The organism is Serratia odorifera (genome assembly GCF_041448735.1).
Lineage (GTDB): Bacteria > Pseudomonadota > Gammaproteobacteria > Enterobacterales > Enterobacteriaceae > Serratia_F > Serratia_F odorifera.
The window spans coordinates 1,246,417-1,269,204 of record NZ_JBGMUT010000001.1 but is presented as its reverse complement, the minus strand read 5'-3'; the positions used below and the strand labels follow the sequence as shown (position 1 = coordinate 1,269,204).

The window sequence follows — 22,788 nt, the reverse complement described above, 5'->3', positions numbered from 1 at the left end:
GGCATGGCGGCAGCGTGTCGATAAAAATCACCTTTGCCGATGATAATTGATTTAAACAGCGGTTATCGACCCACAGGCTATTCAGCGCTGCGCTTTAGCCGCGGGGGAGGATAAAGGATATCTTTAATCATCAGGCTAAATCATTAGCGTTAATTAATGATACTGCGCGCGGGGAGAGTGGAAATAGCGTTGGGACCCTGATTATGGCGCTATATGTTTCATCCGACGGTTGTCAATCTGCACTAAGATTATTGCCGTCGGGATGCTGAGCGTCGAGTAAGCCTATGGTACACTCACTCGCTGAATCGCCCACCTGGATGTTTCTTATCCCATTGGAATTACTGGCTATGGCTCAACTCTATTTTTATTACTCTGCAATGAATGCAGGAAAATCCACTGCCTTGTTGCAATCTTCATATAATTATCAAGAACGTGGTATGCGTACGCTGGTGTTCACCGCCGAGATCGACCACCGCTTTGGCGTGGGCAAGGTCAGTTCACGAATCGGTCTGTCGTCCCAGGCGCAGCTTTATAATAATGAGACAGCGCTGTTCGCCATGATTAACCAGGAACACCAACAACAGCCGGTACACTGCGTGTTACTGGACGAAAGCCAGTTCCTGACCAAGGCGCAGATTGAGCAATTGTGTGATGTTGTCGACCAGTTGGATATCCCGGTGTTGTGTTATGGATTACGTACTGACTTTCTTGGCGAACTGTTTATTGGCAGCCAATATCTGCTGGCCTGGGCGGACAAGCTGGTGGAGTTGAAGACCATCTGTCATTGCGGTCGCAAAGCGAACCGGGTGCTGCGTCTTGACGAAAACGGCCAGGCAATGCAGGCAGGGGAACAGGTGGTTATTGGCGGTAACGAGAGTTACGTTTCGGTCTGCCGCCGCCACTATAAAGAAGCGATGCATGCGCTCGATTAGGTAAACCAGGTTATCGACTCTCCCCACAAACCCGCCTGATGGCGGGTTTTCTGTTGATAGCAAGCTTGGCACTCGTGTGGGGTAGCCGAGCCTGGCGTTGCTGAGGGCCAGGGTGGGCATCAGGCGTCAGGACAATGGTAGCAGGCGGTCCAGGCGCTTGACGCCGCTACCGTCGGTTCTGCTGGCTGTCGGCGTGTGTCAGACATAAAAAAACCCGCCTTTCGGCGGGTTTGTTCATATCAGCATAGCGTTACTTTTTGAGCTTCTTTGCTGCTTTGCTAGCGACCGGTGCAGCCGCTTCCTCAACGTCTTCGAACTCGCTGAATTTGCGGCCGTAGAAGGTATCCAGCATGATTTGTTTCAATTCGGCAATCAGCGGATAACGTGGGTTGGCGCCGGTACATTGGTCGTCAAACGCATCCTCAGACAGCTTGTCGACTTTTGCCAGGAAATCGGCTTCCTGCACGCCAGCTTCGCGAATAGAGGCTGGGATACCGAGTTCGGTTTTGATTTCGTCCAACCAGCCGAGCAGTTTCTCGATTTTCTGGGCGGTACGGTCGCCTGGTGCGCTCAGGCCGAGGTGATCGGCGATTTCAGCGTAGCGGCGGCGTGCCTGCGGACGATCGTACTGGCTAAATGCCGTCTGTTTGGTCGGGTTATCGTTGGCGTTATAGCGAATAACGTTGGAAATCAGCATCGCATTGGCCAAACCGTGCGGAATGTGGAACTCGGAGCCCAGTTTGTGGGCCATCGAGTGACAAACCCCCAGGAAGGCGTTGGCAAAGGCGATACCGGCAATGGTGGCGGCATTGTGAACGCGCTCACGTGCTACCGGGTTCTTCGCGCCTTCTTTGTAGCTGGCTGGGAGATATTCCTTCAGCAGTTTCAACGCTTGCAGTGCCTGGCCGTCGGAGTATTCATTGGCCAGTACCGAAACATAGGCTTCGAGGGCGTGTGTTACTGCATCCAGGCCGCCAAAGGCGCACAGCGATTTCGGCATGTTCATCACCAGGTTGGCATCGACAATCGCCATATCTGGCGTCAGGGCATAGTCTGCCAGTGGATACTTCTGACCGGTTTCATCGTCAGTGACCACGGCAAACGGCGTGACTTCAGAACCGGTACCGGAGGTTGTGGTGATAGCAATCATTTTTGCCTTCACGCCCATTTTCGGGAATTTGTAGATGCGTTTACGGATATCCATAAAGCGCAGCGCCAGATCTTCGAAATGGGTTTCAGGATGCTCGTACAACACCCACATGATTTTGGCGGCATCCATCGGCGAACCGCCGCCCAACGCGATAATCACGTCTGGCTTGAAGGAGTGCATCTGCTCGGCGCCTTTGCGCACGATGCTCAGGGTTGGATCCGCTTCAACTTCAAAGAACACTTCGGTTTCGATGCCATGCGACTTCAGCACGTTGGTGATCTGGTCGGCATAACCGTTGTTGAACAAGAAACGGTCGGTCACGATGAATGCGCGTTTGGCACCGTCGGTAGCCACTTCTTCCAGTGCGATTGGCAGGGAGCCACGACGGAAGTAGATAGATTTCGGAAGTTTATGCCACAACATGTTTTCTGCTCGCTTCGCTACAGTTTTCTTGTTGATCAAGTGTTTTGGACCGACGTTCTCGGAAATGGAGTTACCCCCCCACGAGCCGCAGCCCAGCGTCAGCGATGGCGCCAGTTTGAAGTTGTACAGATCGCCGATCCCGCCTTGTGATGCCGGGGTGTTGATCAGAATACGTGCGGTTTTCATCTTGTCGCCGAAGTAGGCGATGCGTTCCTGCTGGTTGTCCTGGTCGGTATACAGGCAGGAGGTGTGGCCGATACCGCCCATTGCCACCAGTTTTTCTGCTTTGTCGACGGCGTCTTCAAAGTTCTTGGCACGGTACATGGCCAGCGTAGGTGACAGTTTTTCGTGTGCGAACGGCTCGGATTCATCAACCAGTTTCACTTCGCCAATCAGCACCTTGGTGCTGGCTGGAACGGTAATACCGGCCATTTCCGCAATTTTTACCGCCGATTGACCGACGATAGCGGCGTTAAGCCCGCCATTTTTCAAAATGATGTCCTGTACGGCCTTCAGCTCCTTGCCTTGCAGCAGGTAACCGCCGTGGGTAGCGAAGCGCTCGCGTACCGCATCGTAAACCGAGTCCACCACGATAACCGACTGCTCTGAGGCGCAGATAACGCCGCTGTCGAAGGTCTTCGACATCAGAATCGACGCCACGACGCGTTTGATGTCGGCGGTTTCGTCAACCACTACCGGAGTATTACCGGCGCCCACGCCGATGGCCGGTTTGCCGGAACTGTAGGCGGCTTTCACCATACCAGGGCCGCCGGTAGCCAGAATCAGGTTCAAATCTGGGTGGTGCATCAGCTGATTGGACAGCTCGACGGAAGGTTGATCGATCCAGCCGATGATATCTTTTGGCGCGCCCGCAGCGATAGCCGCTTGCAACACGATATCTGCCGCTTTGTTAGTGGCGTTTTTGGCACGTGGATGCGGGGAGAAGATGATGCCGTTACGGGTCTTCAGGCTGATGAGTGCCTTGAAGATTGCGGTGGAAGTCGGGTTGGTTGTCGGGACGATGCCGCAGATCAAGCCAATCGGTTCGGCGATGGTAATGGTACCGAACGTGTCGTCCTCGGACAGCACGCCGCAGGTTTTTTCATCTTTATAGGCGTTATAAATATATTCGGAAGCGAAGTGGTTTTTGATGACCTTGTCTTCAACGATACCCATACCGGATTCTTCGACGGCCATTTTAGCCAGAGGGATACGTGCATCGGCGGCGGCGAGGGCAGCAGCGCGGAAGATCTTGTCAACTTGCTCTTGGGTAAAGTTGGCATATTCGCGCTGGGCTTTTTTGACACGCGCTACAAGCTCGTTCAATTCAGCAACGTTTGTTACAGCCATAGTGCTCTCCTGATAATGTTAAACTCTTTCAGTAAATAAGCCGTGCGAGCAACCAGTATAGTCAATGTTCGGAAGACGTTTGCCAAAAGCAAAGTATTTCCGTTGGTTAGCCTCACTTGCTGCTGATTTGCTTAAAGAGCTTTTCCAGGGCCGGAGCCGGCGATAATGACCTGTTCGCTAAAACTGTCCTACTCCCTGGCTACGACTAAGAGCTTAACTATTCCTGAGTAGTCATTTTGTGATTTAAATCATAAAAAGTGTTGGCTGACACCATTCAGCATGGCTTTGTTGAGAGTGTTTCTCATTTATGTGCCAAGAGGTGTTTTATGCAACAATAAATCACCTTGATGATTCGTTAATTTAACCTTGATTAAACATTTAATTATCATTGCTGCATCTGCAGAAAAATGCTGTCGCGGCGGATGGATTACCCTGGGTATTTCTATTACATTAGCGCGCGTGGGCGACGTCTCTTTTTACAGCTATTAATGCGGAGTGGTTTGTGGGCCAATCTTTGCTGGATTTTTCCGGCTATATAAAATTCTTTGTCGGTCTGTTTGCGTTGGTCAACCCGGTGGGGATCCTGCCGGTGTTCATCAGTATGACCAGCTATCAGGCGGAGGCGGGGCGCAATAAAACCAACCTGACGGCCAACCTGTCGGTGGCGATCATCTTGTGGACCTCGCTGTTCCTCGGTGAGGGGATCTTGCACCTGTTTGGTATCTCGATTGATTCATTCCGCATTGCCGGCGGAATCCTGGTGGTCACCATCGCCATGTCGATGATCAGCGGTAAACTGGGCGAGGACAAACAGAACAAACAGGAAAAATCAGAGAGCGCCATCCGCGAGAGCATCGGCGTGGTGCCGCTGGCATTACCATTGATGGCCGGGCCGGGGGCGATCAGTTCCACCATCGTCTGGAGTTCGCGTTACCACAGTTGGCAAAACCTGCTTGGTTTTACGCTGGCGATCGCACTGTTTGCCTTCTGTTGTTGGCTGTTGTTTCGAGCGGCACCTTTGTTGGTCCGTTTGCTGGGGCAAACGGGTATTAACGTTATCACGCGCATTATGGGACTGTTATTGATGGCGTTAGGTATCGAATTTATCGTCACCGGCATCAAGGCCATTTTCCCCGGTCTGCTGTAAGCATCTTATTCGTCATCCTCCCGGTTATTTCCTGTTTGACAACCCCGGCCGTTCGAGCGAGCAGCGTCCGGGGATCGCCTTGTCATGCCTGCTCGGCGAACCGCAAATCGACGGTGAAATGCCGCTCATTCCTAAAATTATTTTTAACGTTTAAACTTATTTATCTTCGCGCATTAAATAGGTGCAAATTGTGAGTATTTATTCAGCAAATGCACTATTTTGTGGCATAAATTCCACTTTGCAGCCAATCAAAAGCCATGAGCGTTATTTTAGCGCCTTTAATAGCCGCATATTTGCCCTTTATCCGCGGCTTTAGTGCCATTTTGCTGTTAATTTAGTCACATCATTCTGTAGGGCTTGTCTGACTGCTATCCAGGTGTTATTAGTGATTAATTCCCTATCGGCAGGTGTTTGTTCTTTGAACAGCATGTTTGTTAACTGAATGTTTGTTTCTTGTCGGCGCGCCGGTTTTACCGATGAGTCGCACCGGTTTTTATTTTATTTATTGTTTTATATCAATGGATTGAGGGTTGTTTCTTGGGGTTTTACTCCCATGTCCCAATCCGCGCTTCGGCTAATAAAAGAGAATTGCTTAACATTTTCGTAAAAATTATTGGCTAAGGATTTTTGCATCTGCTAATTTCCGAGCAACTTTCCTGACGATAATTTGTGGCGCAGCGAGCAAAGTAGGAACGAATTTTGCTGGGGTTGGTTAATCTCGAATTCCTATAAATATTTCGTACAAATCGTTAAGCCCCGGTGTTGGGCGAAAAGGAGCCTCGACTATGCAGCAAATCTTGAAGCGCACGCCGTTGTCTTGTGTCATTACACTATTGAGCATGGCGGCGCTGCATACCGTGCAGGCGGCGGAAGTTCCGGCCGGCGTTGAACTGGCCGCGCAGCAGAACATCGTGATCAATAACGGTTTGGAAGTTGCTTCATTGGATCCGCATAAAGTCGAAGGCAATCCGGAAAGCAATATCATTCTTAATCTGCTGGAGGGTCTGGTCAGCACCGACGCCAACGGTCACGTGACGGCGGCGGTTGCCGAGCGTTGGGAACAGCGCGATTTCAAGGTATGGACCTTCCATTTGCGCCCGGCGGCGGTGTGGAGTGATGGTTCGCCGGTGACCGCGCAGGATTTCGTTTACAGCTGGCGTCGTTTGGCCGATCCCAAAACCGGCTCGCCTTACGCCAGTTATTTGCAGTACGCCAAGATTGAAAATGCGGATGCCATTCTGAATGGCAAGCAAGCGCCGAAAACGCTGGGCGTCAAGGCGATTGATGAGCATACCTTGCAGCTGACATTGAGCGAACCGGTGCCGTACCTGCTCAGCATGTTGACCCATACCTCAATGAAACCGGTCAAACAGTCGGTGGTCGAGAAATATGGCGAAAAATGGACTCTGCCGCAACATTATGTCGGCAATGGCGCCTACCGCCTGAAACAGTGGGTGGTAAACGAACGCATCGTGCTGGAGCGCAACGCAAACTATTGGAACAACAAGGCGACGGTGATTTCACAGGCGACCTTCTTGCCGATTGCCTCGGAAGTCAGTGATGTAAACCGCTATCGCAGCGGCGAGATCGATATTACCAACAGCGCCATTCCACCAACGCTGTTCGGCAAGATGAAACGCGAGGTTCCCGATCAACTGCACGTTAATCCCTACCTATGCACCTTCTATTACGAAATCAACAACCAGCGTGCGCCGTTTACCGACGCTCGGGTGCGGGAAGCGGTAAAATTGACGCTCGATCGCGACATTATCGCCAACAAGATAATGGGACAAGGGCAAATCCCGGCCTACGCCTTTACCCCGAGTTTCACCGACGGGGGGCGCTTCACGCCGCCCGAGTGGGCGGGCTGGACACAGCAGCAACGTAACCAGCGCGCGAAACAGCTGCTGGCTGAAGCCGGGTTCGGCGCCGATAAGCCGCTCAAGTTCAGGTTGCTGTACAACACCTCCGATCAAAACAAGCAGCAGGCGATTGCCGCCGCCTCGATGTGGCAAAAAAACCTTGGCGCCGATGTCACACTGCAAAATCAGGAATGGAAAACCTCGCTGGAAAGCCGCCATCAGGGGCAATTCGACGTGGCACGCGCCACCTGGTGCGGTGATTATAACGAGCCCAGCGCTTTCCTGAATCTGGCGCTATCCGATAGCAGCAATAACACGCTGTTTTATAAAAATGCCCATTTCGATGCGCTGATGGCTGCCAGCTTGCAGGCACCGGATGCGGCGGCGCGGGCGCTGATTTATCAACAGGCGGAAAACCAGCTGGATAAGGATTCGGCGTTGATACCGGTGTATTACCGCGTCAGCGCGCGTTTGATTAAACCCTCGGTCGGCGGCTTTACCGGTAAGGATCCGCTGGACTACACCGATGTGAAGAATCTGTACATCATCAAGCAGTAAGGGGTATTACGCCACGACAACAACGTGAGTAATACGGGGAAGGCCGGATGCCGCATTCGTTCCGCGGCGACGGATCAACAGGCCTGACAAATGGGCAACGCGGGTGCACCGATTGGCCTGTGATAATAATAAACTGGAGTAGATCAATGACCAACATCACGAGAAAAACGCTACTGGCTGCCGGCATTATGGCCGCGCTGGGCATCACCACCGCCGGCAGTGCGTTTGCCGCGGTGGTGCCGGCAGGGGTACAACTGGCAGAGAAGCAAGAGATCGTCAAGAATAACGGCTCGGAAGTGCAATCGCTGGATCCGCACAAAATCGAAGGGGTACCGGAAAATAACGTCACCCGCGATTTGATTGAAGGTTTGGCCAACAACGGCGTAAACGGTGAAGTCGAACCTGGCGTGGCGGAAAGCTGGGATAATAAAGATTACAAAGTGTGGACCTTCCACCTGCGCAAAGATGCCAAATGGTCAAATGGCCAACCGGTGACGGCGCAAGACTTCGTCTACAGCTGGCAGCGCGTGGTTGATCCGAAAACCGCATCGCCATACGCCAGTTACCTGCAATATGCTCATGTAGAAAACGTTGATGACATTATCGCCGGCAAAAAAGACAAATCGACGCTGGGCGTCAAGGCGATTGACGATCACACCTTCCAGGTTACGCTGACCGAGCCGGTGCCGTATCTGGTTGAAATGACGCCGCACTACGCGATGAAACCGGTGAACAAAGACGCGGTAGAAAAATTTGGCGAAAAATGGACTCTGCCGCAGAACTACGTCAGCAATGGCGCGTATAAATTAAAAGATTGGGTCGTCAACGAACGCATCGTCCTGGAACGTAACCCGGAATATTGGGATAACGCGAAAACCATCATTAATAAAGTCACGTTCCTGCCTATTTCATCGGAAGTTACCGATGTTAACCGCTACCGCACTGGCGAAATCGACATGACCTATAACAACATGCCGATTGAACTGTTCCAGAAGCTGAAAAAAGACATTCCGCAGGAAGTGCATGTGGATCCGTACCTGTGCACTTACTACTACGAGATTAACAACCAGAAAGCGCCATTTACCGATGCGCGAGTGCGCGAAGCGCTGAAACTGGGGCTGGATCGCGACATTATCGTCCACAAGGTGAAAAATCAGGGCGATCTGCCAGCCTACAGCTTTACCCCGCCGTACACCGATGGCGCCAAGCTGACGCCGCCGGAATGGTTCGGCTGGACGCAGGAAAAACGTAACGAAGAAGCGAAGAAACTGCTGGCGGAAGCCGGCTATGGCCCGGACAAGCCGCTGACCTTCAACCTGCTGTATAACACCTCCGATCTGCACAAGAAGCTGGCGATTGCCGCAGCGTCAATCTGGAAGAAGAACCTGGGCGTCAACGTCAAACTGGTCAATCAGGAGTGGAAAACCTTCCTGGATACCCGACATCAGGGTAATTACGACGTTTCGCGTGCCGGCTGGTGTGCCGATTACAATGAGCCGAGCACCTTCCTGAACATGATGCTGTCGGACAGCAGCAGTAATACCCCACATTACAAGAGCGAAACCTTTGACCGCTTGATGACCGACGTGCTGACGGCGAAAACCAAAGAAGAACGCGCCGCGCTGTACCAGAAGGCCGAAGTTCAACTGGACAAGGATTCGGCTATCGTACCGGTCTACTACTACGTCAACGCCCGTCTGGTGAAGCCTTACGTGGGCGGCTATACCGGTAAGGATCCGTTGGACAACGTGTACGACAAAAATCTGTACATCATTAAGCATTGATACGGTGAGGGCCGCGGGCGATTGTCTGCGGTCCAGTCAAAATAATAAGCCGTCATCAGGCTGGAGCACAGGGTTAGGGCAATGCTGAAATTTATACTTCGACGCCTGTTAGAGGCGATCCCGACGTTATTTATCCTTATTACCATTTCATTCTTCATGATGCGTCTGGCTCCCGGTAGCCCGTTCACCGGTGAGCGCGCATTACCGCCGGAAGTGTTGGCAAACATTGAAGCGAAATATCACTTGAATGACCCGATCTGGAAACAGTACGGCCATTATTTATTGCAGCTTTCGCAGGGTGACTTTGGCCCGTCATTTAAATACAAAGATTATTCGGTCAACGATCTGGTTGCCAGTTCATTCCCGGTCTCGGCCAAACTGGGGGCAGCGGCGTTTATTTTGGCAGTGTTGTTTGGCGTGAGCGCCGGGGTTATTGCCGCGCTCAAGCAGAATACCAAATGGGATTATACGGTGATGGGGTTTGCCATGACCGGGGTGGTGATACCCAGCTTTGTGGTGGCGCCGCTATTGGTGCTGGTGTTCGCCATCACCTTGAAATGGTTGCCGGGCGGTGGTTGGAACGGTGGGGCGCTGAAATTTATGATCCTGCCAATGGTGGCGCTGTCGTTGGCGTATATCGCCAGCATCGCGCGTATCACCCGCGGCTCGATGATTGAAGTGCTGCATTCGAACTTTATCCGTACCGCGCGCGCCAAAGGCCTGCCAATGCACCGCATTATCTTCCGCCACGCGCTGAAACCGGCGCTGCTGCCGGTGCTGTCTTATATGGGGCCGGCGTTTGTCGGCATTATCACTGGTTCGATGGTGATTGAAACCATATATGGTCTGCCGGGCATCGGCCAGCTGTTCGTTAATGGCGCATTGAACCGCGATTACTCGCTGGTGCTGAGCCTGACCATTCTGGTCGGCGGCCTGACCATTTTGTTCAATGCGATCGTTGACGTGCTATATGCCGTTATCGATCCGAAAATTCGTTATTAAGCTGGAGCACGCCAATGATGTTGACTAAAAAGAACAGCGAAGCTCTGGAGCATTTCAGCGAAAAGCTGGAAGTGGAAGGGCGTAGCCTATGGCAAGACGCACGTCGTCGTTTCATACACAACCGGGCGGCGGTCGGCAGCCTGTTCGTGCTGGCACTGATCACGCTATTCGTGATCGTGGCGCCCTGGCTGTCACAATTTACCTATGACGATACCGATTGGGCGATGATGTCGGCTGCGCCGAGCATCGAGTCTGGCCACTATTTCGGTACCGACTCCTCTGGCCGTGACCTGTTGGTGCGAGTGGCAATCGGCGGGCGCATTTCGTTGATGGTCGGGGTAGCCGCGGCGATGGTGGCCGTGATCGTCGGCACGCTGTACGGCTCGCTTTCCGGCTACCTGGGCGGCAAGACCGACTCGGTGATGATGCGTTTGCTCGAGATCCTCAACTCCTTCCCGTTCATGTTCTTCGTCATCCTGCTGGTGACCTTTTTTGGCCAGAATATCCTGCTGATCTTCGTGGCGATCGGTATGGTGTCGTGGCTGGACATGGCGCGTATCGTGCGCGGACAAACGCTGAGCCTCAAGCGTAAGGAATTTATTGAAGCGGCGCTGGTGGGCGGGGTATCAACCCGTAATATCGTGCTGCGCCATATCGTGCCGAACGTACTGGGGGTAGTGGTGGTGTATGCGTCGCTGCTGGTGCCAAGCATGATCCTGTTCGAATCGTTTCTCAGCTTCCTGGGGCTGGGCACGCAGGAACCGCTGAGCAGCTGGGGGGCGTTATTGAGCGACGGCGCCAACTCGATGGAAGTTTCACCGTGGTTGCTGATGTTCCCGGCCGGCTTCCTGGTTGTCACTCTGTTTTGTTTCAACTTTATCGGCGATGGTCTGCGTGATGCCCTCGACCCGAAAGATCGTTAAGGAGTGCCACCATGAGCACCATTGAAAACCCGCAACTGCAAACCCGGGACACGGCGGCAACTCCGCTGCTGCTGGATGTGCAGGATCTGCGCGTCACCTTCGCCACGCCGGACGGCGATGTGACGGCGGTCAACGACCTGAACTTTGATCTGCGCGCCGGCGAAACGCTGGGTATCGTCGGTGAATCCGGCTCCGGCAAATCACAGACGGCATTCGCGCTGATGGGATTGTTGGCCAGCAATGGCCGCATCGACGGCTCCGCCAGGTTCAACGGCCGTGAAATACTCAATCTGCCGGAAAACCAGCTCAACAAGCTGCGGGCAGAAGAAATCTCGATGATCTTTCAGGATCCGATGACTTCGCTCAATCCGTACATGCGCGTCGGCGAACAGCTGATGGAAGTGCTGATGTTGCATAAGAACATGAGCAAAAGCGCAGCGTTCGAAGAGTCGGTACGAATGCTTGATGCGGTGAAAATGCCGGAGGCGCGTAAGCGCATGCGTATGTATCCACACGAGTTTTCCGGTGGTATGCGTCAGCGTGTAATGATTGCCATGGCGTTGCTGTGCCGGCCAAAATTGCTGATTGCCGATGAACCGACCACCGCATTGGACGTTACGGTGCAGGCGCAGATCATGACGTTGCTAAACGATCTGAAACGTGAATTCAACACCGCCATTATCATGATCACCCACGATCTGGGCGTGGTGGCCGGTATCTGTAACAAGGTGCTGGTGATGTATGCCGGTCGTACCATGGAGTACGGCAGCGCGCGCGATGTGTTTTATCACCCGAGCCATCCGTACTCGATTGGGCTGCTTAATGCGGTGCCGCGTCTGGATGCGGAAGGCGAATCCTTGATGACCATTCCCGGTAATCCGCCCAATCTGCTGCGCTTGCCGAAAGGTTGCCCGTTCCAGCCGCGTTGTCCGTATGCCATGGAACAGTGCGCCAGTGCTCCGCCGTTGGAGCAATTTGGCGAAGGGCGCTTGCGCGCCTGCTTCAAACCGCGGGAGGCGTTGGTATGAATACTGCAACCGACAAGAAAGTTCTGCTTGAGGTCGCCGATCTGAAGGTGCACTTCGACATTCATGATGACAAACAGTGGTTCTGGCAGCCGCCGAAAACGCTAAAGGCGGTTGACGGCGTGACGCTGCGCCTGTTCGAAGGGGAAACGCTGGGCGTGGTGGGGGAATCCGGTTGCGGCAAGTCAACGTTCGCCCGTGCGCTGATCGGCCTGGTAAAAGCCACCAGCGGCAAGGTGGCATGGCTGGGCAAGGATCTGCTCGGGATGAACGACGCTGACTGGCGTAAAACCCGCAGCGATATTCAGATGATTTTTCAGGATCCGCTGGCATCGCTCAATCCGCGGATGACCATTGGCGAAATCATCGCCGAGCCGTTGCGTACCTACTATCCGAAGATGCCGCGCCAGGAAGTAAAGGACAAGGTCAAGGCGATGATGTTAAAAGTCGGGCTGTTGCCGAACCTGATCAACCGTTATCCGCATGAGTTCTCCGGTGGCCAGTGCCAGCGTATTGGCATCGCGCGAGCCTTGATACTGGAACCGAAACTGGTGATTTGCGATGAGCCGGTTTCTGCCCTCGATGTATCGATCCAGGCGCAGGTGGTGAATCTGTTGCAGCAGCTGCAGCGTGAAATGGGTCTGTCATTGATCTTTATCGCTCATGACCTGGCGGTGGTGAAGCATATTTCCGACCGGGTGCTGGTGATGTATCTTGGCCACGCGGTGGAACTGGGCACCTACGATGAGGTGTATCAGAACCCGCAACATCCTTACACCAAGGCGCTGATGTCGGCGGTGCCGATCCCCGATCCGGACAAGGAGCAGGTCAAGCAGATCCAACTGCTGGAGGGGGAGTTGCCGTCACCGATCAATCCGCCGTCCGGCTGTGTATTCCGCACCCGTTGTCCGATTGCCGGGCCGGAGTGCGCCAAAACGCGGCCGCTGCTGGAGGGTAGCTTCCGGCATGCGGTGTCGTGCCTGAAGGTCGATCCGCTGTAACCCGCAGCTAAAAACAAAAAACCTGCCCATCGGCAGGTTTTTTTATGCGCCAGCGGCGATCATTCTTTCCACAGAATGTGACACAGCTTGTGATCTTTTTCACGGCAGATCAATACGCGGGCGTACACATCGTTGATCGGTTCGCCGTCGGCGTCAGCCAGGCCGATAACCACTTCGGCAAAGAAATCCGGATTCAGATCGTAATCGACGTGTTCCTGCCAGTCTTCAGCCGGGTCGTACAGTTCTGCACCGCCGCGTTCTTCAAACTGTAGATTGAACAGCAGAATATCCGCCGGATCCAGATTGTCGCCGGCCAGCTCCAGGAATATGTCATATGCCTGTTCCAGCGTTTCGTCTTCAGTAAGGCGGTTATTCAAATCCATAAAAAAATCCCGATAACAAATGATTTGGCGTTATTAAACCACGCCCGCCATGCCATTTACAGCAGCGGACTGAAAAAGTAAAACAGTCGTTCGACAATACGATGCCAAAACGGCCGCTTGAGCCACTGCCGGGCTTCCAGCAGCCTGGAGCGGGCGATGTAATCATCCTGTACGCAAGCCAGATCGCTGCCGAAACCGTCATCGTCAATCACCAGGGTGATTTCAAAATTCAGCCACAGGCTGCGCATATCGAGGTTCACCGTGCCGACCAGGCTCAGTTGGCCGTCGACCAGCACGCTTTTGGTATGCAGCAGGCCGCCTTCGAATTGGTAAATCTTTACCCCGGCTTCGAGCAACTCGGAAAAGAACGCGCGGCTGGCCCAGCGTACCATCATCGAATCATTGTCGCGCGGCACGATAATGCTGACCTCGACGCCGCGCAGCGCGGCGGTGCATATGGCGTGCAGCAAGTCATCGCTCGGGACGAAATAGGGGGTGGTCATGATCAACTGCTCACGGGCGGAGTACACCGCGGTCAGCAACGCCTGATGGATCATTTCCTCCGGGAAACCTGGTCCGGAGGCGATCACCTGAATGGTGTGGCCGCTTTCCTGCTCAAACGGCATGATGTTCATGTCCGGCGGCGGCGGTAGAATGCGCCGGCCGGTTTCAATCTCCCAATCGCAGGCGTAGACAATTCCCATGGTGGTGGCTACCGGGCCTTCCATACGCGCCATCAGATCAATCCATTGGCCAACGCCGGCATCCTGTTTGAAGTAACGCGGATCGACCATGTTCATACTGCCGGTATAGGCAATATAGTTGTCAATCAGCACCACTTTACGGTGCTGGCGTAAATCCATACGACGCAGGAAAACGCGCAGCAGGTTGACCTTCAGCGCTTCGACCACCTCAATGCCGGCGTTGCGCATCATGCCGGGATAGGGGCTACGGAAGAACTGCACGCTGCCGGCGGAGTCCAGCAACACACGACAATGAACCCCACGGCGCGCAGCGGCCATCAAGGATTCGGCGACCTGATCGACCAGACCGCCCGGTTGCCAGATGTAGAACACCATTTCGATGTTATGACGAGCCAGTTCGATATCACGGATCAGCGCCTTCAACGTGGAGTCGGTGGTGGTCAGTAACTGCAACTGATTGCCCTTGACGCCGTCGATGCCCTGGCGGCGATCGCAGAGTTGAAACAGTGGACGTGCCACTTCGCTGTATTCGGTGGCGAAAATTCGCCGACTTTCTTTTAATTCATTAAGCCAGCGGGCGGTCGATGGCCACATGGCCTTGGCGCGCTCGGCCCGCCGTTTACCCAGGTGTAATTCACCAAACGATAAATAAGCGACGATGCCGACCAACGGCAGAATGTAGATAATCAGCAACCACGCCATGGCAGAAGGCACCGCGCGACGCTTCATCAAAATACGCAGCGTGACACCGGCAATGAGCAGCCAGTAGCCGAATACCATGAGCCAACTGATTACGGTATAAAATGTTGTCATAAAGGCGAAAAATCCCGTTCGCAAACCACCAACGATGAGTGTACGCACAGAACGGAAAAGGGGAAACCTTTTCCCAACGGTTAAGTGACATAAATGTGATTGCCTTAAGGCACTTGGCGAAAGCAAAAACGTTACTTTTGTTTCTATTGGCAACGGCGAGACTGAGCGACGTCCGACTTGGATCGTCGACAGAAAGGTCTATAATGCCGGCGGTTGGTATCGAAAGCAGAAGTGGCGAAGTAATTATGAGACGCAGTAGAAATGAAGTAGGTCGTTGGCGCATGTTGCGACAGAGTCAACGCCGTAGGCACCGCTGGCTGGAGCGTCAGTCATGTCATTACCGGCATATTATTCGCGTGCGGCGGCGATTGGACGATCAGCACCGCCGGGCGTTACTGTTTACCGTATCCTGCGAATGGTAAGACTAAAACAGTCCCTGCGGGGACTGTTTGCCAATTTATTTGCGCATCATGTAGCTGAGTGCTGCGCTTCCCAGCGCCATCAACAGCGCGGCTGCCGTCAACACGGCAACAAAGGCCCGATCGAAGGCGGCACGCGCCAGGTCGACCAGTTGAGTGGCCTGTTGCGAGCTCAACGCCGATGCCAGACGCAGTGCTTCATCCAGACTGTCATACGCCAGACTGGATACCGGCATGTCGTTCGGCAACTGCAGACTGTGACTATAGATTGCCGTCATCATTCCCCCCAGTAACGTCACACCCAATACGCCGCCCAATTCGTAGGCAACGTCTTCAATCGACGCCGCCATGCCGGATTTATCTTCCGGGGCGTTGAGCATGATGGCGGTTGACGCGGCGGTAATCGCGCCCCCCAGACCAAAACCGGCAACAAACAGCCAAGCCAGTTGCCACAGCGGCGATGACTGATAGCACAACACCAGGCCGACAAAGGCGACGGTGGTCATGACACACCCGCTCAGAATCAGGTGTGGCTCACCGTAGCGCGGCAGCAGCAGACCCGCCAGCGGTCCGGCCAACGCCGATGCCAGTGGGATCGGCAAAATAAACAGCCCGGCCTGCAACGGCGTCAGGCCGTTGACCAGCTGTAAACGTTGGCTTAACACCAGTTCGACGCCGACCAGGGCCACCATCGACAGAATAGCCACCGACACGCCACCGGCGAACAACCGGTTATGAAACAGCGTGAAGTCGATCATTGGATATTCGGCTCGCCGTTGACGTCGCACGAACAGCGTCAGGAACAGTATGCCCAGCGCGCCGGCACAGGCCAGGGCGAACAGGGACGGTTGGCTTTTACTGAGCTCTTTCAGCGCGTAAATGGCGCCAACCAGACCGAGCATGATTTGCAGTGAGCCAATGATGTCATAGGGGCGTTTATTGCCACCGCCGCAGTGCGGGATCAGCCACCAGGCGAAGGGCAATACCGTTAACACCACCGGTACATTGATCAGGAACACAGACCCCCACCAGAAATACTCCAGCAACATGCCGCCAACTACCGGACCGACCGCCGCACCGCCGGATGCCACCGCAGCCCAGATGCCGATTGCCAGGGCGCGCTCGCGTGGTTCGCTAAACACGTGACGTACGATAGATAAGGTGGCAGGCATCATCATTGCCGCACCAACGGCCAAAAAGGCGCGGGCGGCGATCAACCCCTCGGCGCGACCAGAAAAGGCGGCGCACAGCGAAGCCAGGGCAAACACGGGCAAGCCGGCGATAAACATTTTTTTATGGCCAATGCGGTCGCTGAGCATACCGGCGCCCGGCAACAGACCGGCAACCACCAGCGGATAAGCGTTGACGATCCATAATTTTTCAGAGGCGCTGGCATCGAGCGCCTGCGTTAAGCGCGGCAAGGCGGTATACAGTACCGTCATGTCGATAATGATCAAAAAAAGTGCGGTGGAGACCATCGCCAGGATCAACCAGCGATTATTTGCATGCATAATAACGTCCTACTGACAGAAACAGCGAGAACCCTCTCGTCGCTGGGAGCTGACCGATGGCCATCGACCACGGGTAATGGCTATAATATAAATCCATACGTATGTATTGAAAAGAGGTATTCCTCAATGGGACGTCAACGAAGCATCGATCGCGACCGGGTGCTGGATGCTGCTGAAGAGATCGTGGCCAGCCAGGGGGCTGCCGGGTTAACCATTGACTCGGTTGCCAAAGCAATGGGGATTTCCAAGGGCGGGGTACAGTACTGTTTTGGCAATAAGGACGCCCTGATTGATGCCATGTTTGAACGTTGGGGCAAGGCGTATGATGAGGTTTTCACCCAGATAGCCGGCAGCGACCCCTCGCCGCTGACCCGGGTGCAGGCGCATATGCAGGCGACGCGCAGTTCAGATCAGGCCTCGAGCGCCAAAGCCGCCGGGCTGATGGCTACGCTGATACAAACACCGCAACATCTTGATAGCACCCGCGAATGGTACCGTGGGCGGATTGAGTCGTTGGATGTCACCAGCGAGCAGGGCAAACGCGCCCGTCTGGCTTTCCTGGCCACCGAAGGGGCGTTTATGCTGAGATTTTTTGGCCTGATGGAGATCGACCAGCAACAGTGGGAGGCGATGTTTGCCGATATACAGCGCTATCTCCTTGCGGCCACGGAAGAATAACTCAACGCCAGCGCCTGCCTATCGCACTGATAGCTGGCGAAGGAAATGGCTGTCGGCTAAGGTAATCGGACAAAATATTCCCTCGAAGACCTTGGCCAGCGACCTCCGCGCTGGCTTTTTTTTGCTTAAAATACCTGTTTGAACGGTTTGACCACCACCTCGCCATACACGCCTGCGGCGACGTAGGGATCTTGCTCAGCCCAGGCCTGGGCGGCTGCCAGCGAGGCGAATTCGGCAATCACCGTTGAACCGGTGAAGCCCGCAGCGCCGGGATCGTTGCTGTCGATCGCCGGATGGGGGCCCGCCACCAGCAAACGGCCTTCGTCACGCAGTGCCTGCAGTCGGGCAAGATGGGCCGGGCGAACCGACAGGCGGTTTTTCAGCGAGTCCGGTACGTCTTGTGCGTAGATCAGATAAAGCATTTTTCACCTTTAAAATCATTGCCATACAACGGTAAAAACAAAGTAGCGCAAAACGGCCCTCAAGGAAACCGTTTTTGCCGCAGTCGGTGCTGATGCCTTGAAGCGACTAACCTTTATTCGTATAGTGCCGAGCGCATGATAGATACCATTAACCAAAAGGTAGAGAAATGACGGAACGGGTCAGAGAACAACTTCACCTGCCAGCAGGCAAGCGTAAACTGCTGCTGCATTCCTGCTGCGCGCCGTGCTCGGGTGAAGTGATGGAAGCGATACAGGCATCCGGCATCGATTACGCCATTTTCTTCTATAACCCGAATATTCATCCGCAGAAAGAGTATCTGCTGCGTAAAGAGGAAAACATTCGTTTCGCTCAGCAGCATGGGGTGCCGATTATTGATGCTGACTATGATACCGACAATTGGTTTGCCCGTGCCAAGGGCATGGAAAACGAACCGGAACGCGGTATCCGCTGCACCATGTGTTTTGACATGCGCTTTGAGCGCACGGCGCTGTATGCCCATGAACACGGTTATGACACCATTTCCAGTTCGCTCGGCATATCCCGCTGGAAGAACATGCAGCAAATCACCGACTGCGGTATTCGCGCGGCTGCGCCGTATCCCGAACTGGTGTATTGGGACTATAACTGGCGTAAAAAGGGCGGCGCCTCACGGATGATCGAGATCAGCAAACGCGAGCGGTTCTACCAGCAGGAATACTGCGGCTGCGTTTATTCCCTGCGTGATACCAACCTGCATCGCAAGGCGCAGGGACGGCCATTGATCAAGCTTGGCGTGTTGTATTACGGCGATGATGAATAAGCCGAACGAACTGGTAGAACAACCCGCTGCGGCGGGTTTTTTATCGTGTTGAATCCGCGTCATCAAGGTTAAAAACAGGTGTATTGCTAGCAAAAAAAGCGAATGAAAAGTTAATGTTTTTGGGGCCGATGCGACGCAAAACGCCGAAACATGCCGATTGAAGCGATAGTTTGTCTTTCGTTATTGAATATGATTGCTATTTGCATTTAAACTTGGCGAACCAGAGGAAACAGAATCATTATGCCGCTAAAAAAGATGTTCCTTATTCGCCGTTTGTCAGTGCCGATTGTCCTTTCCGTTGGCTTGCACAGTGCCTTGGTTGCCGCGTTGCTCTATGCGTCGGTCAAGGAAGTGATGGATTTGCCGAAACCGGAGGACGCGCCTATCAGCGTCATGATGGTCAACACCGCCGCGTTGGCCGAACCGCCACCGCCGGCTCCCGCACAGCCGGAACCGGAGCCGGAGGTACAGCCAGAACCAGAGCCAGAACCAGAGCCGATTCCCGAACCGCCACCGCTACCCAAGGCGATTCCAAAACCGGAGCCGGTGAAGCCCAAGCCGAAACCAAAACCCAAGCCAAAGGTCGAAAGACCGCTAAAGCGCGAACCGAAGAAGGTAGAACCGCGTGAACCATCGCCGTTTGAAAACGATGCGCCGGCCAAACCTGTTGCCAAAGCGCCGGTGAAACAGGCTCCAACCGCACCGGTGACCGGCAACTCGCGCAATCTGGGGCCGAAACCGTTGAACCGTGTTGCACCGTTATACCCAGCGCGCGCGCAAGCGTTGCAGATAGAAGGGCGGGTCAGAGTGCAGTTTGACGTAGACAGTGATGGCCGTCTCAGCAACGTGCGCATTTTGTCAGCGCAACCGCGCAACATGTTTGAGCGGGAAGTGAAGCAGGCGATGCGCAGATGGCGCTATGAAGCCAAAGAGGGCAAGGATCTTATCGTCAACATTCAGTTTAAACTGGATGGCAGCGCTTCACTCGACTGATTCTTGCTCAGCCGCAATAAAAAAGGGTCGCGATTATCGCGACCCTTTTTGCTGACGGCAGTCAGGTTATTCGGCAAAACCGACGCGGAAGTTACGCTTCCCATCCGGCAATGCGCGCGAGTTACCTTCGTCATCGACCGCAACATAGGTAAATACCGCTTCGGTAGCGCGATAGCGTTGGCCGATCGGCGCGGAAGAAACCTTCTTTACCCAGACTTCGACGTTAATGGTAATGGAACTGCGACCGGTGCGGATGCATTGCGCGTAACAGCACACCACATCCCCGACGGCGACGGGCTTGAGGAAGGTCATACCATCAACGCGAACCGTAACCACCCGGCCCTCGGCAATCTCTTTCGCCTGAATGGCACCACCGATATCCATCTGCGACATCAGCCAGCCACCAAAAATATCGCCGTTGGCGTTGGTATCCGCCGGCATCGCCAGCGTGCGCAGTACCAGTTCTCCACTGGGTAAAGGTCGTTGTTGTGTCATAGCTGTCTGCTTTTTGAGAAATGGATCACATTATACTGCCCGCAGCAACGGCGACGGGCATTAACAAATTTGTAACTATTTTTTCTGTTCTTCTGGCATGTGCTTATAAATATAGACGCCGCTCAGCAAGGTGAACACCAGCGTCAATGCGGTCAGGCCAAACACTTTGAAATTGACCCAGACGCTTTGCGGCAGCCAAAAGGCGACGTAAATATTGGCCAGACCGCAGGCCAGGAAGAACAGCGCCCAAGCCAGATTGAGGCTGTTCCACACCCCTTGTGGCAGCGTCAGCTCTTTACCCAGCATGCGCTGGATCAGCGGCTTCTTCAGCACCAGTTGGCTTACCAGCAATGCCAGTGCGAACAGTGCATAAATGACCGTGACCTTCCATTTAATAAACAAATCGTTATGGAATACCAGCGTCAGGGTGCCAAACACCGCCACCATCACGAAGGTGATCAGCGTCATCTTCTCGACCTTGCGGTATTTAACCCAGGTGAAGACCAGTGCCAGCGCGGTGGCGACGATCAGCGCCCCGGAGGCGACATAAATATCGTAGAGCTTGTAAAAAGCAAAAAAAACAATCAGCGGGAGGAAATCAAGAAACTGCTTCATAAATCAATCCATCATCTATTCATCGGTCGACTATACCGGATTCGGTCAGATCTGTGTACCACGGCAAACTGTCGATTATCGGCGTTTGGCGGCAGAATTTCTGCCGGTTTGGCAAGAATTTGCATGAATTTACCTAGCGTCGCCGCCGATGATACCGGCCGCATGATACGCGTAATCATAGTCGGAGCGTGCGGCGTGACAGCATCGGTTACGCAATGGCATTTTCCGACACCGCTTCAATGCCGGCGTCCGTCGTTACCAATGGTGTATGTGCAGGCAACCTGGCCGGAGAGCGGGCAGGGCGAGCGCCGTTGTTGTGCTATGGGGTGCAATCTGGCGCAATAAATAAAAAGGGCACGCCGTGGCGTGCCCTGGTACAACTCTGTTGTTTATCAGCCGCGCAGCAGCATATACAAACGGAACAGGTAAATCAGCAACAGTGCAGAAACCAGGTTGCTCAGTGCGGTCAGCACTACGCTGGCGACGTTCGGGGTCAGCACCGACAGATGACTGACCAGGAACAGCACCAGCAATTTGGCCGCCAGCCACAGCATCATCGCCGGCACGATCACCCGTGCATTGGCGAAGGCCAGCTTGGCGCTCAGTTTCAACGAAGCGAACACGCCTTTCTTGTCGGCAGAGCTTATCACCGGCGCCAAAGAAAATGCGATGGCCAGAATCACTCCCGGCACCACGAACAGCGTCAGGCCAAGCTGGATCACCAGGGTACAGATGAACAGCAGCAGCAACAGTCGCGGTAATTCCGGTGCTGCCGCGCCGATGGCACGTAGAGCACTGACCGGCTGGCCTTGTGACACCAGGCGAATCAGCGTCAGCATACCGCCAACCAACAGCACATTGCCGACCAATGCCGAGATGGTGGCGGCAGCCGATACTTTCAGCAACACCATTTGTTGTTCAGGCGTCATTTGCTGAATGATGTCCTGAATACCCATCCCTGCGGATGTGGCAAAATCGCTTTCCGTTGCGGTCAAAATCTTCAACTGCTCGGCATCAGGGCTGAAAACCTGATTAAGCAATACCGAAATGAACGCGGTCAGCAGTGCCATCAGCAAGATGCTGGCCAGCTGATTACGGAAAAAGTTAAAACTGTCACGGTACAATGTGTTAGCCGTGATAGGCATGCAGACTCCTTGGCGTCGAGAACAGAGACAAATCAGTGGGCGATTGTACCTTGTTCCGGCTCACTGTGGCACCCCGCAAGTGACATGACGCTGATTTCTTCGACGATTGTGGTTTGCGGCAGCGATAACGGCATGGCAACCGGCAGCGGCGGCAGGCCATAACGTGCGCGAGCCCGATCGCAGGCTTCGTTGCGGATACCGTTTTCTCCGGATTGATCAAACTCCCGACAGGGCGAAGGCCGATTAAGATAGATGGAACAGGACACTGCAGTGCCGATCTCGCCATCCAGCGCTGTACATCGTGGGGACTTGCTATTGGTCCCCTGCATGCAACGCAGGAACGGGGTTAACGGCTCGGTAAGTGGTGAAGGGACGATGCCGCCGCCGTCATCGGCTTCAGCCCAGTAGAATGACACTCGAAAATAGGCGCAGCAGGCGCCACAACTGACACAGGGATTGAGTATTTCGCTCATCTTGATTGCCCACCGACTCCTTACGGCCACCAACCAAAACCAACATGAAGCGAAGAAACTACCCAGTCGCCTGATTTTTGGCAACTGAAATTTTGCGTTTCACTCTGTTGGCGGCTCTCTGCGTTTTTTGATTCAGATCAATTCTTGATTTATTAACCA

General features: G+C 54.0%; 21 protein-coding genes. 12 read left to right on the top strand and 9 right to left on the bottom strand.

The window, feature by feature from the left end; genetic code table 11:
• Positions 1–347: 347 nt before the first annotated feature.
• Positions 348–932: a thymidine kinase gene (locus tag ACCC84_RS05910; protein ID WP_039992053.1), complete on the top strand. Its 585-nt coding sequence runs from the start codon at positions 348–350 to the stop codon at positions 930–932.
• A 250-nt stretch (positions 933–1,182) separates the two neighbouring features.
• Here the strand turns inward: ACCC84_RS05910 and adhE are convergent, their stop codons facing one another.
• Positions 1,183–3,855 carry a bifunctional acetaldehyde-CoA/alcohol dehydrogenase gene (gene adhE / locus ACCC84_RS05905; protein ID WP_004962358.1) on the bottom strand — a complete coding sequence of 891 codons (2,673 nt, stop codon included), beginning with the start codon at positions 3,853–3,855 and terminating at the stop codon, positions 1,183–1,185.
• 502 nt (positions 3,856–4,357) lie between these two features.
• Here adhE and ACCC84_RS05900 point away from each other — a divergent pair.
• The 7 genes from ACCC84_RS05900 (at position 4,358) to oppF (ending at position 13,157) form a co-directional block, all read left to right on the top strand.
• The gene (locus ACCC84_RS05900; protein WP_004962365.1) at positions 4,358–5,002 is read left to right on the top strand and encodes a YchE family NAAT transporter; all 645 of its coding nucleotides are present in this window, start codon (positions 4,358–4,360) and stop codon (positions 5,000–5,002) included.
• A gap of 785 nt (positions 5,003–5,787) precedes the next feature.
• Entirely contained in the window at positions 5,788–7,422 is a 1,635-nt protein-coding gene (locus ACCC84_RS05895) for an ABC transporter substrate-binding protein (RefSeq protein WP_004962370.1), read from the top strand.
• A 146-nt stretch (positions 7,423–7,568) separates the two neighbouring features.
• Positions 7,569–9,206 carry an oligopeptide ABC transporter substrate-binding protein OppA gene (gene oppA / locus ACCC84_RS05890; RefSeq protein ID WP_198773981.1) on the top strand — a complete coding sequence of 546 codons (1,638 nt, stop codon included), beginning with the start codon at positions 7,569–7,571 and terminating at the stop codon, positions 9,204–9,206.
• 81 nt (positions 9,207–9,287) lie between these two features.
• The gene (gene oppB / locus ACCC84_RS05885) at positions 9,288–10,208 is read left to right on the top strand and encodes an oligopeptide ABC transporter permease OppB (RefSeq protein WP_004962376.1); all 921 of its coding nucleotides are present in this window, start codon (positions 9,288–9,290) and stop codon (positions 10,206–10,208) included.
• Positions 10,209–10,222: 14 nt separating this feature from the next.
• Positions 10,223–11,131 carry an oligopeptide ABC transporter permease OppC gene (gene oppC / locus ACCC84_RS05880; RefSeq protein ID WP_004962380.1) on the top strand — a complete coding sequence of 303 codons (909 nt, stop codon included), beginning with the start codon at positions 10,223–10,225 and terminating at the stop codon, positions 11,129–11,131.
• An 11-nt stretch (positions 11,132–11,142) separates the two neighbouring features.
• Positions 11,143–12,159: an ABC transporter ATP-binding protein gene (locus ACCC84_RS05875; protein WP_004962382.1), complete on the top strand. Its 1,017-nt coding sequence runs from the start codon at positions 11,143–11,145 to the stop codon at positions 12,157–12,159.
• Entirely contained in the window at positions 12,156–13,157 is a 1,002-nt protein-coding gene (gene oppF, locus ACCC84_RS05870) for a murein tripeptide/oligopeptide ABC transporter ATP binding protein OppF (protein WP_004962386.1), read from the top strand. Before ACCC84_RS05875 ends, oppF begins: the two co-directional genes overlap by 4 nt.
• A 59-nt stretch (positions 13,158–13,216) precedes the next feature.
• On the opposite strand, the gene ACCC84_RS05865 is transcribed toward oppF, so the two are convergent.
• On the bottom strand, positions 13,217–13,540 hold the full coding sequence (locus tag ACCC84_RS05865; RefSeq protein ID WP_004962388.1) for an HI1450 family dsDNA-mimic protein: 324 nt from the start codon (positions 13,538–13,540) through the stop codon (positions 13,217–13,219).
• Between the two features lie 56 nt (positions 13,541–13,596).
• Positions 13,597–15,057, bottom strand: coding sequence for a cardiolipin synthase (cls, locus tag ACCC84_RS05860; protein ID WP_004962391.1), 1,461 nt, complete (start codon positions 15,055–15,057; stop codon positions 13,597–13,599).
• Between the two features lie 245 nt (positions 15,058–15,302).
• Here cls and ACCC84_RS05855 point away from each other — a divergent pair, with 245 nt between their 5' ends.
• Positions 15,303–15,479, top strand: a complete 177-nt coding sequence (locus ACCC84_RS05855; RefSeq protein WP_071586710.1) for a YciY family protein — start codon at positions 15,303–15,305, stop codon at positions 15,477–15,479.
• Positions 15,480–15,514: 35 nt separating this feature from the next.
• Here ACCC84_RS05855 and ACCC84_RS05850 read toward each other — a convergent pair whose 3' ends face one another.
• The gene (locus ACCC84_RS05850; RefSeq protein WP_004962396.1) at positions 15,515–16,987 is read right to left on the bottom strand and encodes an MFS transporter; all 1,473 of its coding nucleotides are present in this window, start codon (positions 16,985–16,987) and stop codon (positions 15,515–15,517) included.
• Between the two features lie 126 nt (positions 16,988–17,113).
• On the opposite strand from ACCC84_RS05850, the gene ACCC84_RS05845 reads away from it, so the two are divergent.
• Positions 17,114–17,665, top strand: coding sequence for a TetR/AcrR family transcriptional regulator (locus ACCC84_RS05845; protein WP_198773983.1), 552 nt, complete (start codon positions 17,114–17,116; stop codon positions 17,663–17,665).
• A 125-nt stretch (positions 17,666–17,790) separates the two neighbouring features.
• Here the strand turns inward: ACCC84_RS05845 and ACCC84_RS05840 are convergent, their stop codons facing one another.
• Complete coding sequence (locus ACCC84_RS05840) at positions 17,791–18,087, bottom strand: YciI family protein (protein WP_004962405.1); 297 nt, start codon at positions 18,085–18,087, stop codon at positions 17,791–17,793.
• Positions 18,088–18,254: 167 nt separating this feature from the next.
• Here ACCC84_RS05840 and ACCC84_RS05835 point away from each other — a divergent pair, with 167 nt between their 5' ends.
• On the top strand, positions 18,255–18,908 hold the full coding sequence (locus tag ACCC84_RS05835) for an epoxyqueuosine reductase QueH (protein WP_039992054.1): 654 nt from the start codon (positions 18,255–18,257) through the stop codon (positions 18,906–18,908).
• 240 nt (positions 18,909–19,148) lie between these two features.
• Positions 19,149–19,901: a TonB system transport protein TonB gene (gene tonB, locus ACCC84_RS05830; RefSeq protein ID WP_371901644.1), complete on the top strand. Its 753-nt coding sequence runs from the start codon at positions 19,149–19,151 to the stop codon at positions 19,899–19,901.
• Between the two features lie 66 nt (positions 19,902–19,967).
• Here tonB and yciA read toward each other — a convergent pair whose 3' ends face one another.
• From yciA to ACCC84_RS05810, 4 genes are all read right to left on the bottom strand, one after another.
• Positions 19,968–20,396 carry an acyl-CoA thioester hydrolase YciA gene (gene yciA / locus ACCC84_RS05825; RefSeq protein ID WP_039992056.1) on the bottom strand — a complete coding sequence of 143 codons (429 nt, stop codon included), beginning with the start codon at positions 20,394–20,396 and terminating at the stop codon, positions 19,968–19,970.
• A gap of 75 nt (positions 20,397–20,471) precedes the next feature.
• Positions 20,472–21,011: a septation protein A gene (locus ACCC84_RS05820; protein ID WP_102991013.1), complete on the bottom strand. Its 540-nt coding sequence runs from the start codon at positions 21,009–21,011 to the stop codon at positions 20,472–20,474.
• 392 nt (positions 21,012–21,403) lie between these two features.
• On the bottom strand, positions 21,404–22,156 hold the full coding sequence (locus ACCC84_RS05815) for a YciC family protein (protein ID WP_004962411.1): 753 nt from the start codon (positions 22,154–22,156) through the stop codon (positions 21,404–21,406).
• Between the two features lie 32 nt (positions 22,157–22,188).
• A complete protein-coding gene (locus ACCC84_RS05810) occupies positions 22,189–22,629 on the bottom strand; it encodes a YkgJ family cysteine cluster protein (protein WP_004962412.1) in 441 nt (146 codons plus the stop codon).
• Positions 22,630–22,788 lie beyond the last annotated feature (159 nt).

Excerpts from the sequence above, each read along its gene's own strand:
- ACCC84_RS05820 (WP_102991013.1), bottom strand. The coding sequence starts at position 21,011 with ATGAAGCAGTTTCTTGATTTCCTCCCGCTGATTGTTTTTTTTGCTTTT.
- ACCC84_RS05895 (WP_004962370.1), top strand. The coding sequence starts at position 5,788 with ATGCAGCAAATCTTGAAGCGCACGCCGTTGTCTTGTGTCATTACACTA.
- ACCC84_RS05815 (WP_004962411.1), bottom strand. The coding sequence starts at position 22,156 with ATGCCTATCACGGCTAACACATTGTACCGTGACAGTTTTAACTTTTTC.
- cls (WP_004962391.1), bottom strand. The coding sequence starts at position 15,057 with ATGACAACATTTTATACCGTAATCAGTTGGCTCATGGTATTCGGCTAC.
- ACCC84_RS05855 (WP_071586710.1), top strand. The coding sequence starts at position 15,303 with ATGAGACGCAGTAGAAATGAAGTAGGTCGTTGGCGCATGTTGCGACAG.
- ACCC84_RS05840 (WP_004962405.1), bottom strand. The coding sequence starts at position 18,087 with ATGCTTTATCTGATCTACGCACAAGACGTACCGGACTCGCTGAAAAAC.
- ACCC84_RS05910 (WP_039992053.1), top strand. The coding sequence starts at position 348 with ATGGCTCAACTCTATTTTTATTACTCTGCAATGAATGCAGGAAAATCC.
- ACCC84_RS05845 (WP_198773983.1), top strand. The coding sequence starts at position 17,114 with ATGGGACGTCAACGAAGCATCGATCGCGACCGGGTGCTGGATGCTGCT.
- ACCC84_RS05865 (WP_004962388.1), bottom strand. The coding sequence starts at position 13,540 with ATGGATTTGAATAACCGCCTTACTGAAGACGAAACGCTGGAACAGGCA.
- oppB (WP_004962376.1), top strand. The coding sequence starts at position 9,288 with ATGCTGAAATTTATACTTCGACGCCTGTTAGAGGCGATCCCGACGTTA.
- ACCC84_RS05850 (WP_004962396.1), bottom strand. The coding sequence starts at position 16,987 with ATGCATGCAAATAATCGCTGGTTGATCCTGGCGATGGTCTCCACCGCA.
- yciA (WP_039992056.1), bottom strand. The coding sequence starts at position 20,396 with ATGACACAACAACGACCTTTACCCAGTGGAGAACTGGTACTGCGCACG.
- adhE (WP_004962358.1), bottom strand. The coding sequence starts at position 3,855 with ATGGCTGTAACAAACGTTGCTGAATTGAACGAGCTTGTAGCGCGTGTC.
- oppC (WP_004962380.1), top strand. The coding sequence starts at position 10,223 with ATGATGTTGACTAAAAAGAACAGCGAAGCTCTGGAGCATTTCAGCGAA.
- ACCC84_RS05835 (WP_039992054.1), top strand. The coding sequence starts at position 18,255 with ATGACGGAACGGGTCAGAGAACAACTTCACCTGCCAGCAGGCAAGCGT.
- tonB (WP_371901644.1), top strand. The coding sequence starts at position 19,149 with ATGCCGCTAAAAAAGATGTTCCTTATTCGCCGTTTGTCAGTGCCGATT.
- ACCC84_RS05810 (WP_004962412.1), bottom strand. The coding sequence starts at position 22,629 with ATGAGCGAAATACTCAATCCCTGTGTCAGTTGTGGCGCCTGCTGCGCC.
- ACCC84_RS05875 (WP_004962382.1), top strand. The coding sequence starts at position 11,143 with ATGAGCACCATTGAAAACCCGCAACTGCAAACCCGGGACACGGCGGCA.
- oppF (WP_004962386.1), top strand. The coding sequence starts at position 12,156 with ATGAATACTGCAACCGACAAGAAAGTTCTGCTTGAGGTCGCCGATCTG.
- oppA (WP_198773981.1), top strand. The coding sequence starts at position 7,569 with ATGACCAACATCACGAGAAAAACGCTACTGGCTGCCGGCATTATGGCC.